14 protein-coding genes are annotated in these 18,642 nt (G+C 37.8%); 8 read left to right on the top strand and 6 right to left on the bottom strand.

What is annotated here, in order from left to right:
• The first annotated feature begins 380 nt into the window (after nt 1–380).
• Nucleotides 381–1,028, top strand: a complete 648-nt coding sequence (locus tag M0R16_00820) for a hypothetical protein (GenBank protein MCK9611426.1) — start codon at nt 381–383, stop codon at nt 1,026–1,028.
• Nucleotides 1,029–1,403: 375 nt separating this feature from the next.
• Here M0R16_00820 and M0R16_00825 read toward each other — a convergent pair whose 3' ends face one another.
• A complete protein-coding gene (locus M0R16_00825) occupies nt 1,404–1,970 on the bottom strand; it encodes a hypothetical protein (GenBank protein MCK9611427.1) in 567 nt (188 codons plus the stop codon).
• Nucleotides 1,960–2,481 carry a sigma-70 family RNA polymerase sigma factor gene (locus M0R16_00830; GenBank protein ID MCK9611428.1) on the bottom strand — a complete coding sequence of 174 codons (522 nt, stop codon included), beginning with the start codon at nt 2,479–2,481 and terminating at the stop codon, nt 1,960–1,962. Before M0R16_00830 ends, M0R16_00825 begins: the two co-directional genes overlap by 11 nt.
• A gap of 172 nt (nt 2,482–2,653) precedes the next feature.
• Between M0R16_00830 and M0R16_00835 the strand changes: the two genes are divergently transcribed.
• Both M0R16_00835 and dnaE read left to right on the top strand, forming a co-directional pair.
• Nucleotides 2,654–3,076, top strand: coding sequence for a hypothetical protein (locus M0R16_00835; GenBank protein ID MCK9611429.1), 423 nt, complete (start codon nt 2,654–2,656; stop codon nt 3,074–3,076).
• A gap of 406 nt (nt 3,077–3,482) precedes the next feature.
• On the top strand, nt 3,483–6,986 hold the full coding sequence (dnaE, locus tag M0R16_00840; GenBank protein ID MCK9611430.1) for a DNA polymerase III subunit alpha: 3,504 nt from the start codon (nt 3,483–3,485) through the stop codon (nt 6,984–6,986).
• A 24-nt stretch (nt 6,987–7,010) separates the two neighbouring features.
• Here dnaE and M0R16_00845 read toward each other — a convergent pair whose 3' ends face one another.
• From M0R16_00845 to M0R16_00860, 4 genes are all read right to left on the bottom strand, one after another.
• The gene (locus M0R16_00845) at nt 7,011–7,517 is read right to left on the bottom strand and encodes a cupin domain-containing protein (protein ID MCK9611431.1); all 507 of its coding nucleotides are present in this window, start codon (nt 7,515–7,517) and stop codon (nt 7,011–7,013) included.
• A gap of 13 nt (nt 7,518–7,530) precedes the next feature.
• On the bottom strand, nt 7,531–8,277 hold the full coding sequence (locus M0R16_00850) for a PorT family protein (protein ID MCK9611432.1): 747 nt from the start codon (nt 8,275–8,277) through the stop codon (nt 7,531–7,533).
• Nucleotides 8,278–8,428: 151 nt separating this feature from the next.
• Nucleotides 8,429–10,426, bottom strand: coding sequence for a tetratricopeptide repeat protein (locus M0R16_00855; protein ID MCK9611433.1), 1,998 nt, complete (start codon nt 10,424–10,426; stop codon nt 8,429–8,431).
• A gap of 100 nt (nt 10,427–10,526) precedes the next feature.
• Nucleotides 10,527–13,001 carry a sodium-translocating pyrophosphatase gene (locus M0R16_00860; GenBank protein MCK9611434.1) on the bottom strand — a complete coding sequence of 825 codons (2,475 nt, stop codon included), beginning with the start codon at nt 12,999–13,001 and terminating at the stop codon, nt 10,527–10,529.
• A 157-nt stretch (nt 13,002–13,158) separates the two neighbouring features.
• Here M0R16_00860 and M0R16_00865 point away from each other — a divergent pair, with 157 nt between their 5' ends.
• The 5 genes from M0R16_00865 (at nt 13,159) to M0R16_00885 (ending at nt 18,413) form a co-directional block, all read left to right on the top strand.
• Nucleotides 13,159–13,767, top strand: coding sequence for a DUF151 domain-containing protein (locus tag M0R16_00865; GenBank protein MCK9611435.1), 609 nt, complete (start codon nt 13,159–13,161; stop codon nt 13,765–13,767).
• A gap of 28 nt (nt 13,768–13,795) precedes the next feature.
• Complete coding sequence (locus M0R16_00870) at nt 13,796–15,052, top strand: nucleoside permease (GenBank protein MCK9611436.1); 1,257 nt, start codon at nt 13,796–13,798, stop codon at nt 15,050–15,052.
• A 74-nt stretch (nt 15,053–15,126) separates the two neighbouring features.
• A complete protein-coding gene (gap, locus tag M0R16_00875) occupies nt 15,127–16,131 on the top strand; it encodes a type I glyceraldehyde-3-phosphate dehydrogenase (GenBank protein ID MCK9611437.1) in 1,005 nt (334 codons plus the stop codon).
• A gap of 286 nt (nt 16,132–16,417) precedes the next feature.
• Nucleotides 16,418–16,741: a hypothetical protein gene (locus M0R16_00880; protein MCK9611438.1), complete on the top strand. Its 324-nt coding sequence runs from the start codon at nt 16,418–16,420 to the stop codon at nt 16,739–16,741.
• Nucleotides 16,734–18,413, top strand: a complete 1,680-nt coding sequence (locus tag M0R16_00885) for an HAD-IIIC family phosphatase (GenBank protein MCK9611439.1) — start codon at nt 16,734–16,736, stop codon at nt 18,411–18,413. Before M0R16_00880 ends, M0R16_00885 begins: the two co-directional genes overlap by 8 nt.
• Nucleotides 18,414–18,642: the final 229 nt, after the last annotated feature.

The following is an 18,642-nucleotide window of genomic DNA, read 5'->3' on the forward strand; positions in this document are numbered from 1 at the left end:
CGAAGGCGTCCAATATGAATATAGCACGCAGTGCGAACAACAAGAAGAAAGTCATAATAAGGACACTGAAGGTGTCCAATATATTAATAATGCTTCATTATTGATTAAGCAACACTGTGAACTCTGTCAAAACACTGTGGCGCTCTGTGGTTAAACAAGCTTTTTTTTATAAACCACAGAGGAAAACAGAGAAAAAAATGAGTTACACAGAGTTTAGGGAAAGAGTTGCTTGCATATACCAGCATTAAGTGTAAAAACAAAGAAGTCAACTATAAAATTATGAATACATAATTATAGAAATGAAAAAGAATAAAATTCCGGAATATTTGCAAATCATACTAACTTAGCAAAAGCAATTTAATGAATATTAATTAAATATTATGAAGCGTTTGCTTGTTTCAGGCTTGTTTGTTTTATGTTCAATTGGATTGTACGCTCAGGACAGTATTCCGCAAAAAGAAATAACTCATAATATCGCAGTAAATGCGTATTTTGATTTTACAAAACAAAGTTTTCTGCCTTTCTTCTCTCTTGCTTACGATTATAACAAATTTTCGATTGAAGCCCGCTACAACTATGATATAACAGAAAACTTTTCATTGTTTCTCGGAGCTGCTTTGTATAAAAACAATTGGAAGTTCAGAATAATGCAAGGGCTTACTTTTGGGAAGGATAATGTGGGTATTTGCATTTCTCCGGTAACAGTTTATGATGGCGATAAAATATATTTTTACAACAACCCTCAACTGACAATCAATATAAAAAATGTCCCGACTTATTTTTCACATTGGGCTGAAGTGTATTATAAACCATTGGATTTTTTCTGGCTTGGCATAGCCGACCGGCTTTATTTTGATTCGGAAATAAGCGATGTTACCTTCGGCCCTGTGGTTTCTTTTAATTACAGGGGATTTTTTATAAATCTGAACTATTGGGTTCCGCTAAAAATAACTGAAAACAGGGTCACTGTTTTACTTGGTTATGAAATGGATTTTGTGCGCTTAAAAAAAGTTAAAGCAAAAAACTAAAAAAACCATAAGCAAAATCATGTTGAAAGTGTCTGATTTTTTCTGCGTCAATCTGCGAAATCCGCGGGAAATAATATTCTTTCTTTTACTCACGCAGATAACGCTGATTATTGCAGATAAGGCCTGATGCTGAAGGCGTCCAATATGAATATAGCACGCAGTGCGAACAATAAGAAGCATCATTTTGCCCGGTTATTTCTTTTTCGTATGAAGGATTTTATTTTAATCTTTATTTCTGGTTTCCACTAACAACCGTTGTATCCGGAAGTACATTTATGCCGGGATACGAAAGATGTTTGTAATTTTATTTGGATTGTGTCGGGAAGACTGACTTATGTGAAAGCTTACGGGCAGTTACTCCAGCACTCACTATACTTAACTCTTTAGTTCTTCCAGCAAATTCTTCGCCCCCCTCCATATCGGCATGGAACGTTTGCGCCAGAAAAAATATCCAATAAGCCCGGAAATAAACATGATACCCCAGTAAACCGCTTGTATCACGAGTATTTTTGTTAAGGGTTCCGCTTCAAAATATTTATGATGTTCGTAGGCATTTAATGTAATGCCAACACTGATGAGTATTACGACTATAAATACCGGGTACCATCTTTTATTGAAAAAACGGTATCTTTCTTCGGTCTTCTTGAGTACGTTAAATAACGGCAGGGTGTAGTCGAGGTTTTTATAGGTTTTATACTGCCATCTGAAAAACCATGTCCCGATAAGAAATGCAAGCACATAAAATGCTCCCGATATTCTGTCCACGCCGCTTATTTCGGGGTCGGGGTTGATGATAAACAATGCCGCATAAAAGATGGTGCAGGCAAGATATACAAAAAACATTCCCCGCATTAACTTGCGGTTGCGTTTGTCTTCGCGCTGCATGCGGTTTATAAAATTGTCAATGTTGATGGACTGAGTATTTATATTGTTATTTTTCATAATCTTCTCCTTTCATCATAACTTTTAATTCTTCGCGGATACGGTGTAGTTTGGTTCGTACATTTGGCTCCGTAATTCCTATAATGTCAGCCATCTCACGCGTTGATATTTTTTCAATGGATAGTGTTATTAAAAGTTTGTCAATCACATTCAGCTGGTTTATCACATTGTGTAACGACTCAATCCTTAGCTCTTTCTCAATTTTTTCTTCTTTGACGTCTTCATCCATCAATTGCCTGAAATTGTTTTTATCCAGTGACAGGTTAAATTCCGAACGGCGATTCTCTTTCATAATGTAAGTGAGGGAAGTGTTGACTGCAATACGGTAAACCCATGTACTGATGGCTGCATCGCCGCGGAAACTATCCAGACTTCGCCAGACATTTATCATTACCTCCTGCTGTAAATCCTTGATATCTTCCTCCGAACGGGCATAGTGCCTGCATATATTCCAGATGCGCTGCTGCTGTTCTTCCACAAGTTTCCTGAATTTTTCCTCTTTCGGGTTCATGGTGGTTCAGTGTTTGAGCATAAGATATTGCATCGGGGAAATTGTTACATTTTATGAGATAAAAAGTAAAATTAAATAAAAACTAAAACTATCAATGAATGAAACACACAAAAATTCGTTTGATTAATGAAATTTTTTTATTTTCGTATTATTAATAAAAAATTCAAATAATATGAAACAATTAGTAAAATTATTTTTAGTGGCATTATTGATAATAACTTCTTTTTCGGCTTGCAAAAAATACGAAGATGGCGATACATTCAGCTGGTTTGTAAAAATGTACATCGTTAATGACTGGAAAATCGAAAAAAGGTTCCTTGTTAATTCCGGCGTGGATATCACTCCAACCAACAATTACTGGATTAAATTGTCAAAAGATTACAGATATACAGAATATCAGGCCGACACAGTTTCATCCGAAGGTTCGTGGACACTGGATGGAGAAAAAATGGAATTCATCGTTGTCCCTGATGAATATTTTGGAGGAATGGCGCAACTTGGTTTTGTATATGACATAATCAGGCTGGAAAATGCAAGGTTCCGGATAAGGGAAAAAGCAATCAATCCCACAGAAACACATTATATTCCAAAATAATTTAGAAATCACAGACAGTTTATTGCTAGCCGATGCCGTAGGCATCGAATATTTATAAATGCTTAAAATAAAAGCTGTGACAACTCCGTCGGAGTCGAATAATAAGATAATAAATTAATTATTGTGCTGTTGAAAGTATAACTTCCTGACGCTCAGATTGAGGTCGAAATCTGAACCGTCTCAAACCTGATACGTTCTTATAGCTATTGGAACGGCTCAGTCTGATTGTAAAAATTAATAATCGGCTAATCCAAAATAGTTTTTGAAAACGAAAAATATTTTTTATATGATATACGGTTTGCAGATCCGACAAGGCCTTTAATCATATTATGTAAAACTTATCAACAATTAAAAAATCAAGTATCTTATTTTTTAATTTTACTGAACATTTTTGCAAGTTATTATTATGATAAATTTCACTCATTTACACGTTCACACACAATATTCCATTCTTGACGGCGCCGCAGGCATTGAAGCCCTTATCGAAAGAGCGAAGGAGTTGGGAATGCGAGCCATAGCCATCACCGATCATGGCAATATGTTTGGAGTTAAAGAATTTCACAGTGTTGCTACAAAAAAGGAAATACTTCCCATTATCGGTTGTGAAATGTATGTGGCAGCCAAAAGCATGGTCGATAAAACCGGTACTGAAGACCGCGCCGGTTACCACCTTATTTTGCTGGCAAAAAACGAAACAGGATATAAAAACCTTTGCAAACTGATTTCTTACGCATGGATTGATGGCTTTTATTATAAGCCACGTATTGACTGGGAATTGCTGAAAAAATATCATGAGGGATTGATTGCTTCCACCGCCTGCCTGGCCGGAGAAATACCCGCTTACATATTGAATAACGATACAGCAAGCCTGGAGCAGAAAATCTCAGATTTTAAAGAACTCTTCGGGGATGATTTTTATTTTGAACTGATGAGACATAAAACAAGTATCCCCAAATACGATAATGATGTATTTGTGAGGCAGGAAATTGTAAACAACGCCCTGATAAACCTTTCACGCAGACATCAGGTGAAGCTTATCGCCACCAATGACGTGCATTTTATTAAAGCCGGCGATGCGCAAGCGCATGACCGACTGTTGTGTATCAATACGGGAAAGCTGGTTTCTGATACGAACCGGATGGAATACACCAAACAGGAATACCTGAAAAGCGCCGAAGAAATGATGGAGCTGTTTGCCGACATTCCTGAAGCCCTTGAAAATACCAATGAAATAGTAGAAAAAATAGAATCATATAAATTAGAGCATAAACCCATACTTCCTGATTTTCCACTGCCTGAAGGATACAGCGGTACATACGAGTACTTAGAGCACCTGACGTATGAAGGAGCCAGAATGCGTTATAAGGAAATTACTGACGAGATAAAAGAACGTATTGAATATGAGCTTTCAGTAATTAAAGAAACCAAATTTGCAGGATATTTTCTGATTGTTAATGACTTTATTTCAGCAGCACGCAATATGGGCGTTTGGGTGGGGCCGGGGAGAGGTTCTGCCGCCGGCTCGGTAGTGGCATACTGCCTGAGAATAACGGACCTGGATCCATTGGAATATGGTTTGCTTTTTGAGCGATTCCTGAACCCGGAACGTTTTTCAATGCCTGATATGGATATTGATTTTGATGAAGACGGGCGGGAAAAAGTTATACAATATGTGATTGATAAATACGGCGAATCCAGAGTTGCCCAGATAATTACGTTTGGCACTATGGCTTCTAAAATGGCTATACGGGATGTCGCAAGAGTTGAAAACCTTCCCTTGCAGGATGCTGATCGCCTGGCTAAAATGGTTCCGGCGAAAGCAAAAGACCTTAAGGAAGCCATTAATATGGTTCATGAGTTAAAAAGCGCAAAAAACTCCAACAACCAGTTAATATCGAGAACGATGAAATATGCCGAGGAACTGGAAGGATCTGTAAGGCATACAGGAACACATGCCTGCGGAATTATTATCGGTAAAAATGATTTAATTGACCATATCCCTTTATGCCTGCAGAAAGATTCAAAATTGAGAGTTACACAATATGAAGGAAAACATGTGGAATCGGTCGGCTTGTTAAAAATGGATTTTCTTGGGCTGAAAACTCTGTCTATCATTAAAGATGCCATTGAAAACATTAAACATTCAAAGGGTATTGAGATAGATGTTAACCAGATTCCTCTTGATGACGAAGAAACATATCATTTGTTTAGCAAAGGGAATACCACAGGTATATTTCAGTTTGAGTCGGATGGCATGAAAAAGCACCTGCGTGAACTAAAACCCAACCAATTTGAAGACCTTATTGCCATGAATGCCCTTTACCGCCCCGGGCCTATGGAACATATACCCAGTTATATAAAACGAAAGTTCGGAAAAGAAAAGATAGTATATGACCATCCGGTGATGGAATTAATATTAACCCCAACCTACGGAATAACTGTTTATCAGGAGCAGGTGATGAATCTCTCACGTGAGATGGCAGGCTTTACAAGAGGCGAAGCTGATATCCTCAGAAAAGCAATGGGTAAAAAAGATAAAAAACTCATGAACACGCTTAAGGAGAAATTTTTTACCGGCTGTAATAACAATGGTATTAAAGATGCCATCGCAAAAAAAGTGTGGTGTGAATGGGAATCTTTTGCTGAATATGCTTTTAATAAGTCACATTCGGCATGTTATGCGATAACAGCTTACCGTATGGCGTATCTGAAAGCTCATTATCAGAATGAATTTATGGCTGCCGTGCTGAGCCGGAATGTGTCGAATATTGAACAAATTACATTTTTTATTGACGAATGTAAAAAGCTGAATATCACTGTTCTTGGGCCTGATATCAACGAAAGCCAGACACATTTTATAGTGAACAGCAAAGGCGAAATACGTTTCGGCTTGGCAGCCATTAAAGGTTTGGGCAATGCCGCCGTTGATGCTATCATCACTGAACGGAAAAACGGTTACTTTAAAAATATTTTTGACTTTTTGAACCGTGTAACATTGCGTACGGTGAACAAAAAAAGCATTGAAGCCCTCGCTATGGCAGGAGCTTTCGATAGTATGGGGATACATCGTGCACAGTTTTTTTATAAACTCCCCAATGAGGATATTTCTTTTCTCGAAAAACTGATACGTCATATATCTTTGGTTCAAAACAAACAAAATACCATGCAGCAATCGCTCTTTGGCGAAAGCGACGACTCGGCCATCCCAGAGCCGGAGTTGCCTGTTTGTGAACCCTGGGGCACTATTGAACAACTAACTCACGAAAAAGAAGTCATAGGTTTTTATATGTCGGGACACCCTCTGAATGATTACCGCATAGAGATGGATGGCTTCACAAATTTTAAATTATCACAGAATGAACAGCTTGCCGATTTTGCTGGCCGTGAAATACGATTTGCAGGCATGATAATTTCCGCCACACATAAAATTGATAAAAACAACAAACCTTATGGTTTTTTTGAAATAGAAGACATGAGCGGCTCGCTGAAGCTAAATCTTTGGTCGGAACAATATGATAAATACAAGCATTTGCTTGAAATAGGCAAATGCATTTTTGTTACCGCCAAAGTTGACAGGAGATATTGGGACAACTCCAAAAAGAAAGACCCCGAGTATGTTCCCGAATATGAAATACGGGTAGGGTCTGTTGAGCCTATGTACAACCTTCTTGAGAAAAAAACCAGGGCGGTTACTCTTTATGTTCCTTTAGAAATAATTCAGGATGAATATATTGAGAACATACGCAATATCATGGATAATAACTCGGGGAAAGCTGACCTGACTGTTCGTATTATTGATGAGGAAGGAAATTATTTTATTGATATGATTTCAAGAAAACGTAAGGTATCGGGAGAAGGCTTTCTGAAAGGGATTGACTCTTTGAAAAATATAAAATATAAAATCAACTGAGCAGGATAAAAGTTTTGCCTGAGCTTATTTCACACACATTTTATTGATAATTTCTTTGTGTTGGGGAAAATCTTCCAAAAGATTTGATTTTTTTGCCAGCTCAAAGTCATGAAAATCGAAGCCGGGAGATACAGTACAACCTATCAGTGAAAAAGTATCCGGCTGATTTACTTTTGCCGCAAACCAGTATCCGTTGGGGATGACAAGCTGAAGTTGTATATTATTGCCAGCATCGCAGCCTAAAAATTCTTCTCTTAAACGGCCATTTTTATCAATGATATAAACACTTAAAGAGGACCCGTAATAAAAATGCCAGATTTCGTCGGATTTCAGGCGATGAAAAGCAGAAACCTGCCCGCTTTTTAGCAGGAAATAAATAGAAGTGGACATGTTGCGTTTGCTGGCATATCTGTCGGGGAGGGTATCGGCATGTATTGTTTCGGGAGAACGGTAAACTTCTCTGTAATAGCCTCCTTCGGGATGAGGCTGTAATTGTAGGTAATCAATCCAGAAATCAGCATTAATGTTCATTTGCAGCGAACTTTTATTCTGTTTTGTTTTTTGACTTTCTTTGTTTGGGTTTTTTCTTAAAAGTGTATCTGTCGGGTAAATATTTTTCGTTGAAATAATATAGCAGTCGCAATGTTATGGCTGTATTGTACTGTTTTCTTGACCATGGCTCTACAATTCCCGGATTCGGGTCATAATACCTGGTTCTGACTTTAGCTAAAGAATAAGAATACCGTATGTTGAATTTAAGATGTTTCCAGATGCGGAAACGCAGGTCGGCGATAACTGCAAAATCGTTTTTTGTTTTATATGTTATTTCCGGGCGGTTCCATTCCTTAACAATATTCCATTCTTTTTCTTTAAATGTAACCATGCGCCCCCATGAAAAGCCCACACCTATTGTCCATGTGTTGCGGTCTTCAAAATGTACCATCACAGGTGCAGTAAGATAATTCCACTTAAGTGAATAATAAGGGAGTTGGAGTGAGTCCACCGGCGATGGGGGATATTTCCGGTAAGAGCCTTTTTCGTCATACAACACTTCTACACTAAAAGAAAACCTGTGGCCGAGAGGGAAAATAGCACCAACCCCCACGCAGGCGCCAACTTTATTAAAGCCATACACTTCATCGCCATCCACCTGCGACAAATTGATGCCTGCAATAGCTACGCCCTTTATGTTCATGTCAACCTTTATAGGTTGTTTTTCTTTTGGGGTTTCCTGTGCGGTGAGATTGCAATACGCAGTTAGCAGCAATAGCAAAAAAAATATTTGAGGCATGAATTTCATTACAAGGTTATATATGCAAAATTAAGTGTTTCGGCTTTAAGTGTGTCAATAAATTTTATAAAACGCAGAAATTGCAAAAAAATTCACTACATTCTCAGCTCACTTGGATTACAAATCCGAACAAGCAGAACACAAAAGGGTTTTATTTTTTTAATTTATCCATATAAGCTTGTGGAATATCAATTCCAAGCCGGCGTGCCGTCTCCAGATCTTCTATCATTTTTGTTTTATCTCCTGCCGATTCATACAAAAACGCCCTGTTCTGATAAAACAGGCCCTGCTTCGGATTGATGTTGATAGCTGTATTGAAATCTTCCAAAGCTCCTTTGTAGTCTTTGATGTTTGCCTTGCATAAAGCTCTTAAATTGTAAGAGTCTGCGTCATCGGGAACCAACTCCAGGTAAGTGTTCAGGTCGGCGATGGCTTTTTCAAACTCATGTGCGTTGTAAAAGGTGACAGAACGGTTGCGCAAAGCGTTTTTACTTTTCGGGTTGATTTTTAAAGCGGTATTAAAATCTTCCAGAGAAAGTTCGGGTTTGTTCAGGAATCCGTGAGCCGCGCCGCGGTTTGAATAGGTTTCCGCATCCTTATCCCCCAGCTCTATAGCCATGTTGAAATCTTCAAGGGCTTTGTCGTACATCTTTCTGTCGGTGTATATTTTTCCCCGCGACACATAAGCCGTGGTGTTGTCAGGGCTCACCTCAATCAAACGGGAATAATCATTAAAAGCTAGGTCGGTGTATTCCTTGGCACGGGCGTAGTTTCCTTTTTCGGCCAGCAGTTTGGCTTCATCGCGATAAAAATTTCCCCGGTTGCGGTATGCCAGCTCCGACCTGTTGTCAAATTTCAGCAGCTCTGTGTACATGCTTACAGAGTTTTTCCATGTTCCGGCGCGCAGGTGTGTCAAAATACCGAAAAACAAAAGGTAGGCGATAAAAAAAACGAACACCACACCGGATTTAATTTTATTCTTTTCAATAAGCGTATCCGCAAAAACAGCCATCATAAAAAAAATTCCGATACTTGCCATATACATATAACGGTCGGCCATCACCACTTCCCTGACAGAGATAACCTGCAATACCAGCGAAAATAAAATGTTAAAGAAAAAAAACAGCCCCCCGAAAAGAATATATCGTTGTTTCTTTTTTACGGCAATTATCCAAAGAGCTATTATAGCAACAACAATTAAAGGATATAAAAAGTATATGTAGCTTATGTTTTTCAATGAGGGATATGCATAAAACATGGCTAGCTTAACAGGGATGAGCGTTTTAAAAAGATAATTGCAGATAGCATAACATGCATAAATAATTCTTTCAAAAAAACCGAAAGGAGTGGCATTGAATTCATTGAACGAGCGTGCGGCGGCTAATGCAATAAGCCCGCACACTATGGATATAACAAAATAAGGTATTTTTTCGAGCAGCACTTTTTTGCTCAGCAGTTTTCTTCCCAGATAGAGGTCAATCGCAACAACGGCCAGTGACAGGGCAACGGATTGTTCTTTGCATAAAAAAGATAAAACAAACAACAATAACGAAATAACAATAAATTTTTGTTGTGCTGTTCGGACATACCTTATGTACATTATTAATGACAACAGGAAAAAAATGCTGTATCCTGCGGTTTTAAAAACAGCTGCCGACCATGCCACTGCTTCCACCTGTATGGTTGCCAGGCCAAACAGTGCCGCTGTTATTATGGAAATTCTAAAATTTTTTCCCAGTTCGCGTATCAATCTGAATACCAGAAACACAACCGCCAGATGAAGCAAAAGCCCGCTAATGTTAAATAAAAACGGTTTAAACCCTGATATCATGTGCAGCAATCCATATATCATAGTGGGTATTGGAGAATATTGAGCGTAATAAAAACTGCCGAATATTTCAGGGATATTAGAAAAACTGAAATTTTTTACCAGCGGGTGATTGTAAATGTAAAGGTCGTCATCATAATTAATGAATTCTTTGTTAAGAACCGGGAGGTATGCCATGAAAACAGCTATGAGCAAAAGGGCTACCAACAGCATGTGTTGACGGCTTTGGTTTAATGGCTGTTTTACAGGCCTGACAGGCTGTGTTTTATGCTTTTGCCTTTTGGGGTCTGTTTTTTTATGTTTCTTTTGTTTTCCGCCCATAGAAAAAAACACTTTCAGAAAACAAATTTATAGAAATAATTAATTTGAAGCGGAAATAAAAAAGCCGGTCAGACCGGCTTTTTGTGTGACAATAATATTGTTATGCTTTCTTTGTTTTGATACGCATCTGGAAAAACGTACGGTAAACAAAATACAAGGCGATAATAAAAAATACGCTACCAATGATAGTTGCATATTGCCTGAAATTTTCCGAAATGGCTATTTCCATGGCAAGCAGTCCAAACAAGGTGGTGAATTTGATTATCGGGTTTAATGCTACAGAGGAAGTATCTTTAAAAGGGTCTCCGACAGTGTCACCAATCACGGTAGCATCATGCAAAGGTGTTCCTTTTTCTTTCAGGTCCACTTCCACCACTTTTTTGGCATTATCCCATGCGCCTCCGGCATTGGCCATGAAAATTGCCTGAAACAGGCCAAACACGGCTATTGAAATCAGATAACTTACAAAAAAAGATACGGGTGCTGCCAGGTCCAGTTTTTCATTGGCGTCTGTTGTGCCTGAAATATCACCGGGAGATGAAAAGAATGCAAAAGCCAGCGCAAAAGCGAATATGCCGATGAAGATGTTGAACATGCCGTTTTGGGCGTATTTGGTGCAAATTTTTACGACTTCTTTGGATTTTTCAACGGAAGCCTTTTTAGGAGCATCAGGGTCGAGGTTGATGTGTTTTTTGATGTATTCCACAGCGCGGTAAGCCCCGGTGGTAACAGCCTGCATGGATGCTCCCGAAAACCAGTATATCACTGCGCCTCCGGCAATAAATCCGAGGATTGAATAAGGGTTCAGGAGGTTCAGAATTTCTTCGGGTTTAATCCCTAATACATTATTAATAACAAGTATGAGTGAAAAAATCATCGTGGTGGCACCTACTACAGCGGTCCCTATCAATACAGGTTTTGCTGTTGCTTTAAATGTGTTTCCGGCACCGTCGTTGGCTTCCAGATAATATTTAGCTTTTTCAAAATCGGGTTTAAAGCCAAAATTATTTTCAATATCTTTTTCAATATCTTTCTGTTCTTCAATAAGAGATAACTCATAAATGGACTGGGCATTATCGGTAACAGGCCCGTAACTGTCAACGGCGATAGTTACAGGCCCCATACCCAGCATGCCAAAAGCTACCAGACCGAAAGCAAAAATGGAAGGATAAATCATAAAATCGCCAAGTCCGAATGTGCTGGCGAAGTAAGCTCCAAACATTAAAAATAAAAATATCATCCCTTTCCAGAAAGCGCTGAAATTACCTGCTACCAAACCGGATAAAATGGTCAATGACGAACCTCCTTCGCGTGATGCCTGCACAATTTCATTGACATGCTTTGACTTGGGGCTGGTAAAAATTTTTGTAAACTCAGGTATCAATGCAGCGCCCAACGTACCAAAGCTGATAATGGTTGACAAAATTAACCACAGGTCGGGGTTTAAACCTCCGATGGAGGATGACGGGCCTATCATCAGGTAACTGACGATAAAAGTGATTATTATAGAGAGTATAGATGTAATCCAGACAAGGTTGGTAAGTGGTTTTTCAAAGTCAATATCGTCTTTTTTCCCATAAAGTGATTTACTTAAGGCGCTGTTGATCCAGAATGACACTATAGATGTGACAACCATAAGCACGCGCATGGCAAAAATCCATGTCAGCAAGGTTGTCTGGAAATCAATTTTAAGAGCTTCATCCAGATTAAAACCAACAGCGAGGACAATAAATGAAATAAGAGCAACACCGGTAACTCCATAGGTTTCAAACCCATCGGCAGTTGGGCCAACGCTGTCACCTGCATTGTCGCCTGTGCAGTCGGCAATCACTCCGGGATTTCGGGGGTCGTCTTCCCCGATTTTGAATACGACTTTCATTAAGTCGGAGCCAATATCAGCTATTTTGGTAAAAATGCCACCGGCAATACGTAATGCAGAAGCACCAAGAGATTCTCCAATGGCAAAGCCAATGAAGCTAGCACCGGCAAGTTCTCTGGGAACAAACAACAAAATTATCAGCATCATTATCAACTCGACACATACCAGCATAACGCCTATACTCATCCCGGCATTAAGAGGAATAGTATGTAATTTAATAGGTTTGCGTTCAAGAGATGCAAAAGCCATACGACTGTTGGCAAGCGTATTCATCCGGATGCCAAACCATGCTACGCCATATGAGCCTAAAATGCCTATAACTGTCCAGGATAATATCAACAGGACACCGCTAGCATTGGTATGTAATAGAAATCCATAATAAAATCCTATGCAGAAGGCAATAAAAACAAAAAGCAATATTAAAAATTTCCCTTGCTGTATCAGGTAGGTCTTGCATGTTTCAAAAATAACTTTTGACACATCAAGCATAGATTGGTGTGCTTTCAGCCCTTTAACTTTAAGAAATTGATACAGCCCAAAAAACAAGCCTAGAAAGCAAATTAAAAATCCGAAGAGCAACAAATGATTTTGTCCTGATGTCAGTTCAGGGATTTTCAAATCAGCTTCACTGCTAAATGCCATAACAGGTAACAAAAATAAAACCAGTGTTAAAAAGGTTTGAAAAATTTTCTTCATTAAAAAATGATTTTAATATTAAAAGAAGGTAAAAATACATATTTTTAATCATTTATGATATACTTTTTTTATATAATTTATTATGGGTGGTTTTGTTTTATTACAGAATGATTTTATCTTTGCATATACAATTTTATAATTAAGGCAACCCTCCCTGATGGAAAAGATTAAGCTTGATGTTGTAGGTCTTATAAACAGTCAGACACAAAGCGGTGCTTATACAATTATCCTTGAGGATAAAGTTAAAAAAGAACGTTTACGGATAATTATTGGACTCAGTGAAGCGCAATCCATATATATTGCGTTAGAAAATGTCAAGCCTCCGAGGCCATTAACCCACGACCTGTTTAAAATGTTTTCAGAAACTTTTCATATAAAAATCACAGAAATTATTATCACCAAGCTTTCCGATAATGTTTTTTTCTCAAAACTTATATGTACTGACGGGCAGGAAGTTCAAGAAGTTGATTCCAGGACGTCAGATGCCATTGCACTGGCCATCAGGTTTGGCTGCCCTATTTATGCCACCAGGCAGGTGATGAATGCGGCACGGAGTTTCGAAAACGAAGAAAATGAAATTATAAGGGATAACATAGAAACATCCGAACAACCACAGGAAGAAGAAAGCGAAAAAGAAACCGCTTCTTTAACAAGCTTGGCAGCATACTCTCTTGAAGAACTTCATGAAATGCTTAAGAAAGCAATAGCTGATGAGGAATATGAGAGAGCGTCCAAAATTCGCGATGAAATAAAAAAATGGAAATAATTTTAAATTGTTTTAAAACCCTGTTACTATGAATTTAAAACTTCGTCTGACCGTAATGAGCTTTTTCCAGTTTTTTGTTTGGGGGGCATGGCTGATTACTATTGCAACATACTTTTTTTCCAATAAAATGGGTAATGGGGAGCAGTTTGGCGCAATTTTCTCGACTCTGGCACTCTCTTCCTTGTTTATGCCGGCACTGACAGGTATTATCGCTGACAAATGGCTAAATGCAGAACGTTTGTATGGGATTCTGCACATCCTTTATGGATTGGTGCTTTTAATGGTTCCATGGGTTAGAGATGCAAACAATCTTTATTATGTGATTTTTCTTGCTATGATATTTTATATGCCCACTATTTCTCTCTCGAATACTATCGCATATAATATTTTAAAAAGAAATAATTTCGATGTGATAAAGGTGTTTCCTCCAATCAGGGTTTGGGGCACTATTGGTTTTATTATTGCTATGTGGATAACCAACCTCTCGGGAAGTAAGGCAAATGCCAATCAGTTTGTTATTGCGGCTGTAGCAGCTATTGCACTTGGGCTATACTCATTTACCCTGCCCAAATGCCCTCCTGAGAAATCAATCTCAAAAGGAGCTACTTTTTTTGAGATGCTCGGCTTAAATGCATTTAAACTTTTCGCAAAATATAAAATGGCATTGTTTTTTATTTTCGCCATGTTTCTGGGCGCTGCATTACAACTAACAAATATGTATGGCGATACCTTTTTGGATGATTTCAAAAACAATCCCCTTTACGGACCAAAGTCTTTTGTGGTAAAGTATTCGACAATCATCATGTCAATTTCTCAAATTTCAGAAACACTATTCATACTTACCATTCCGTTTTTCCTGAGACGATTTGGTATAAAAAAAGTCATGTTGTTTTCCATGATTGCCTGGGTTCTCCGTTTCGGATTGTTTGCTTATGGAAATCCTGCTGAGAATTTATGGATGATTATTTTATCCTGTATAATATACGGAATGGCTTTCGACTTTTTTAATATTTCAGGCTCCTTATTTGTTGAAACAACTACCGATTCAAAAATCAGAGCAAGTGCGCAAGGTCTGTTTATGATGATGACGAATGGCTTTGGGGCTTTTTTAGGAAGCAAAATCAGTGGCTTTGTAATTGATAACTATTTCACAACTGCTGACGGTAAAAACTGGCATGGGATATGGCTTACTTTTGCAATATATGCCTTGGTTGTTGCAGTATTGTTTGCTATTTTATTTAAACACAAGCATGACAGAAAAGCTGTGATGAATGTCAGCCATTAATACAAAAGGAATACTTTGTTGTATTTGGGGATAAAAGAATTAATTTTTAATCATTTGATTTAAGTAAAAAATTTATGTCTGTAAAAATTGGAATTAATGGTTTTGGTAGGATAGGCAAGCTTGTTTTCAGGCTTTTGCAGGAAAAACCGGATATTGAAATCGTGGGTATTAATGACCCCGCAGACACGAAGGTTCTTGCTCATTTATTGAAATATGATACTGCACATGGTAAATTTTCCGGGACAATAGAAGTAACAGGTGATAAGCTAGTAGTCAATGGGAAAAAAATTAATGTGTATCACGAAAAAGCTCCTGCATTGATACCCCGCACCATGCATGGGACTGACATCGTCATAGAATCCTCAGGGGTTTTTACCAGCCGGGAACAGCTTATGCAGCACTTGAAATCAGGAGCCAGAAAAGTGATACTGACCTGTCCCCCCACCGGAGAGCTTGACAAAACTATTATCATTGGTGTTAACGAAGATACACTTAGTAATTCAGACACCATTATTTCGAATGCGTCCTGTACAGCTAACTGTGCTGCTACTCTTTTAAAAATTATGCATGAGAATTTCGTCATCGAAAAGGTTTTTATGAACACCGTGCATCCTGCAACCAATAACCAGCGGCTTGTTGATGCACCCCATTCTGACCTCAGGCGCTCACGAACCGCATTGTCGAATATCATTCCTACTACTTCCACTGCGATACCTATTATCAAAAAACTGATGCCATTTCTGAGCGATTGTTTCGACGGGCTGGCTACCCGGGTTCCTGTTTATGATGGTTCGTTAATAGAACTCAACATCGTTATTAAGAAAAAAACAGATGCCGTTGAAGTAAATAATATTTTCAGAAAAGCAGCTGAAGAAAAATATAAAGGAATCATTGAATATACAAACGAACCTGTTGTTTCAAGCGACATTATCGGCAACCTTCATTCGGCAATATTCGACAGCCTTTCAACAAAAGTCATAAAAAATGATTTTGTTCAAATCATCGGCTGGTATGATAATGAATTTGGGTATTCGAGCAGGGTGGTGGACCTGATTAAGCTGATGAAAAAAATCATTTAAAGTTTTTTATAAAGCTATGATAGATACAGTCAGAGAAAATGTCGGGATAATATCTATTATCTTTCTTATAACTTAAATGAATCATAAATTATGCTCTTGATTTTTAATTTTTTTATTATAAAAAACGTTTTCATGAAACTCTTATTTAAATTTCCAAATATTGTCATCAAGATATACAGAAATATGAAAAATTTCGTTTAATAGTTTTGTCCTGATTTTGTTAACTTTGCTCTACAAAACAAATATGAATATTATATGAAAAATAAGTGTTTATAAGAAAAAATTAATGTTAACATATCAAAATGTTTTGAATGCCATCTTTGAAGCTGTTGATGAATTTAATCTTCTTCACCAGACAGATCAGCTTCTTGAAAAGTCAGCAAACACGGCGCTTTTTAACCGTCCCGGTTATACGCGAAAAGGCGTTCTCGATTCGCTGGGGCTGATTAATTTTTTAGTTGTTCTTGAAGAAACCTTTAAAAGAAAACTTCCCGGTTTTTATTTGAATATTGCAGGCTTACTGGAAAGCAAACATGATACTTTGAAAAACATAGATACTCTTGCAAAAGCAATAGTGGAAATGCCGGAAAAAACGAATCCCGATGAATAAGGATAGTATAAAATGTCTTTTGTTATCAGATTTTACCATAAATAACCTTGCCGGATATTTGGAAAAAGATACGAACGACCTGGGAATAAAAACAATTATTCCTCCATTTAACCAGGTGAAGCAAATTTTGATAGACCATGAATCGGCTTGCTGGATAGAAAAGCCCGATGTTGCCTTTGTATGGACAAGGCCGGAAGGAGTGATAAGCAGTTTTAATAAAGTACTGAACTCTGAAGAATATAGTATTGATGAAGTGCTTGATGAAGTGGATGTTTTTTCAGACATGCTGAAAAACATTAAAAAGCTGGTGAATAAGGTTTTTATTGCGAGCTGGAGTTACGATCCGGAAATAAAATCATGGGCAATGCTTGATTACAAGGCAGGTATTGGAATCCCATACACCATCATGCAAATGAATAAGCGCCTTATGGATAATTTTTCTGGTGTTAATGATTTTATATTTCTCGATTCACAAAAGTGGGTGGCTTTATGCGGAAAAGATGCTTACCATGCTCAGCACTGGTATCTGAGCAAAACCCCTTTTCATTTTTCTGTTTTTTCTCATGCTGCCGGAACACTTAAATCAAGCATCCGTGCATTGTCAGGAAAATCAAGAAAAATCATCATCCTTGACCTTGATGATACGTTGTGGGGGGGCATTGTTGGCGATTTGGGATGGGAGAACATAAAACTCGGTGGCCACGACCCTGTAGGAGAGGCCTTTGTTGACTTTCAGAAAACATTAAAATCATACAAAAACAAAGGAGTGTTGCTTGCCATAGTAAGTAAAAATGATGAAAATAAAGCTCTCGAAGTGTTTGACAAACATCCCGAAATGTTACTTCGTAGAGATGATTTTGCAGGGTGGAAAATAAACTGGGGCGACAAAGCAGCTAACATTGCTGCATTGATGAAAGATGTAAATCTGGGTTTTGAATCTGCTGTTTTTATTGATGATAACCCTTCTGAAAGAGCCAGAATAAAGGAGTCATTTCCTGAAATTCTTGTCCCCGAAATGCCTCAGGATAAAATGTTGTTTGTAAAAACACTTCACAGTCTGGATTGTTTTAATACTGCTTTTGTCAGTGAAGAAGACCTGTCAAGAAACCGTATGTATGCTGAAGAAAAAAACAGGAGAAGTGAAAAGGCTATATTTAGAAACATTGAAGACTGGATAAAAACAACAGGTATTAAAGTTTGTGTGGAAAAACTGAATATCACAAATATCGAAAGAACTGTTCAGTTGTTGAATAAAACCAATCAGATGAACCTTTCCACAAGGAGAATGACGGAAAAAGAATTGACAGAATGGGCTGATGAAAAACCCCATTTTATGTGGACCTTTACTGTTTCTGACAAATTTGGTAACTCCGGCCTTACAGGGATACTTGGCTTAAATGTCATAGGCGATGTTTGCAGAATTGAAGATTTTGTTTTGAGCTGCAGGGTTTTTGGAAGAAAAATCGAAGAAGTCATGATTGGGTATGCATATAATAAAGCAATACTTTTGAAATGTAAAACCATAGTAGCAGAATACATCCCAACCGATAAAAATACTCCCTGCTTCAATTTTTTTAAGAATTCGGGATTTGCTGAAAATGCTAACCTGTTCGAGCTGGAGACAAGCAAGAAATTTTTAATACCTGATTTTATTGAAGTCTTTGAAAAATAATCCTTGTTGAAATGAAATTAAATAATCTGTTGTGCTATTAAATTATGAAAATTCACTATTTCAAATATTTACAAGATATTGACGGTTCAGATTTCGACTATACCATTAGTTTTGCAAAATGATTTTTAATTTACTTAATTTTATTGTAATTATTACTGAAGAACCAGAGAAAGAGAGGTGAACTAATTCGACAATTAAGCTTTTAGGCTTATGCTGAGTATCAGACCTC

It is taken from the genome of Bacteroidales bacterium, assembly GCA_023228145.1.
Classification (GTDB): domain Bacteria; phylum Bacteroidota; class Bacteroidia; order Bacteroidales; family CAIWKO01; genus CAIWKO01.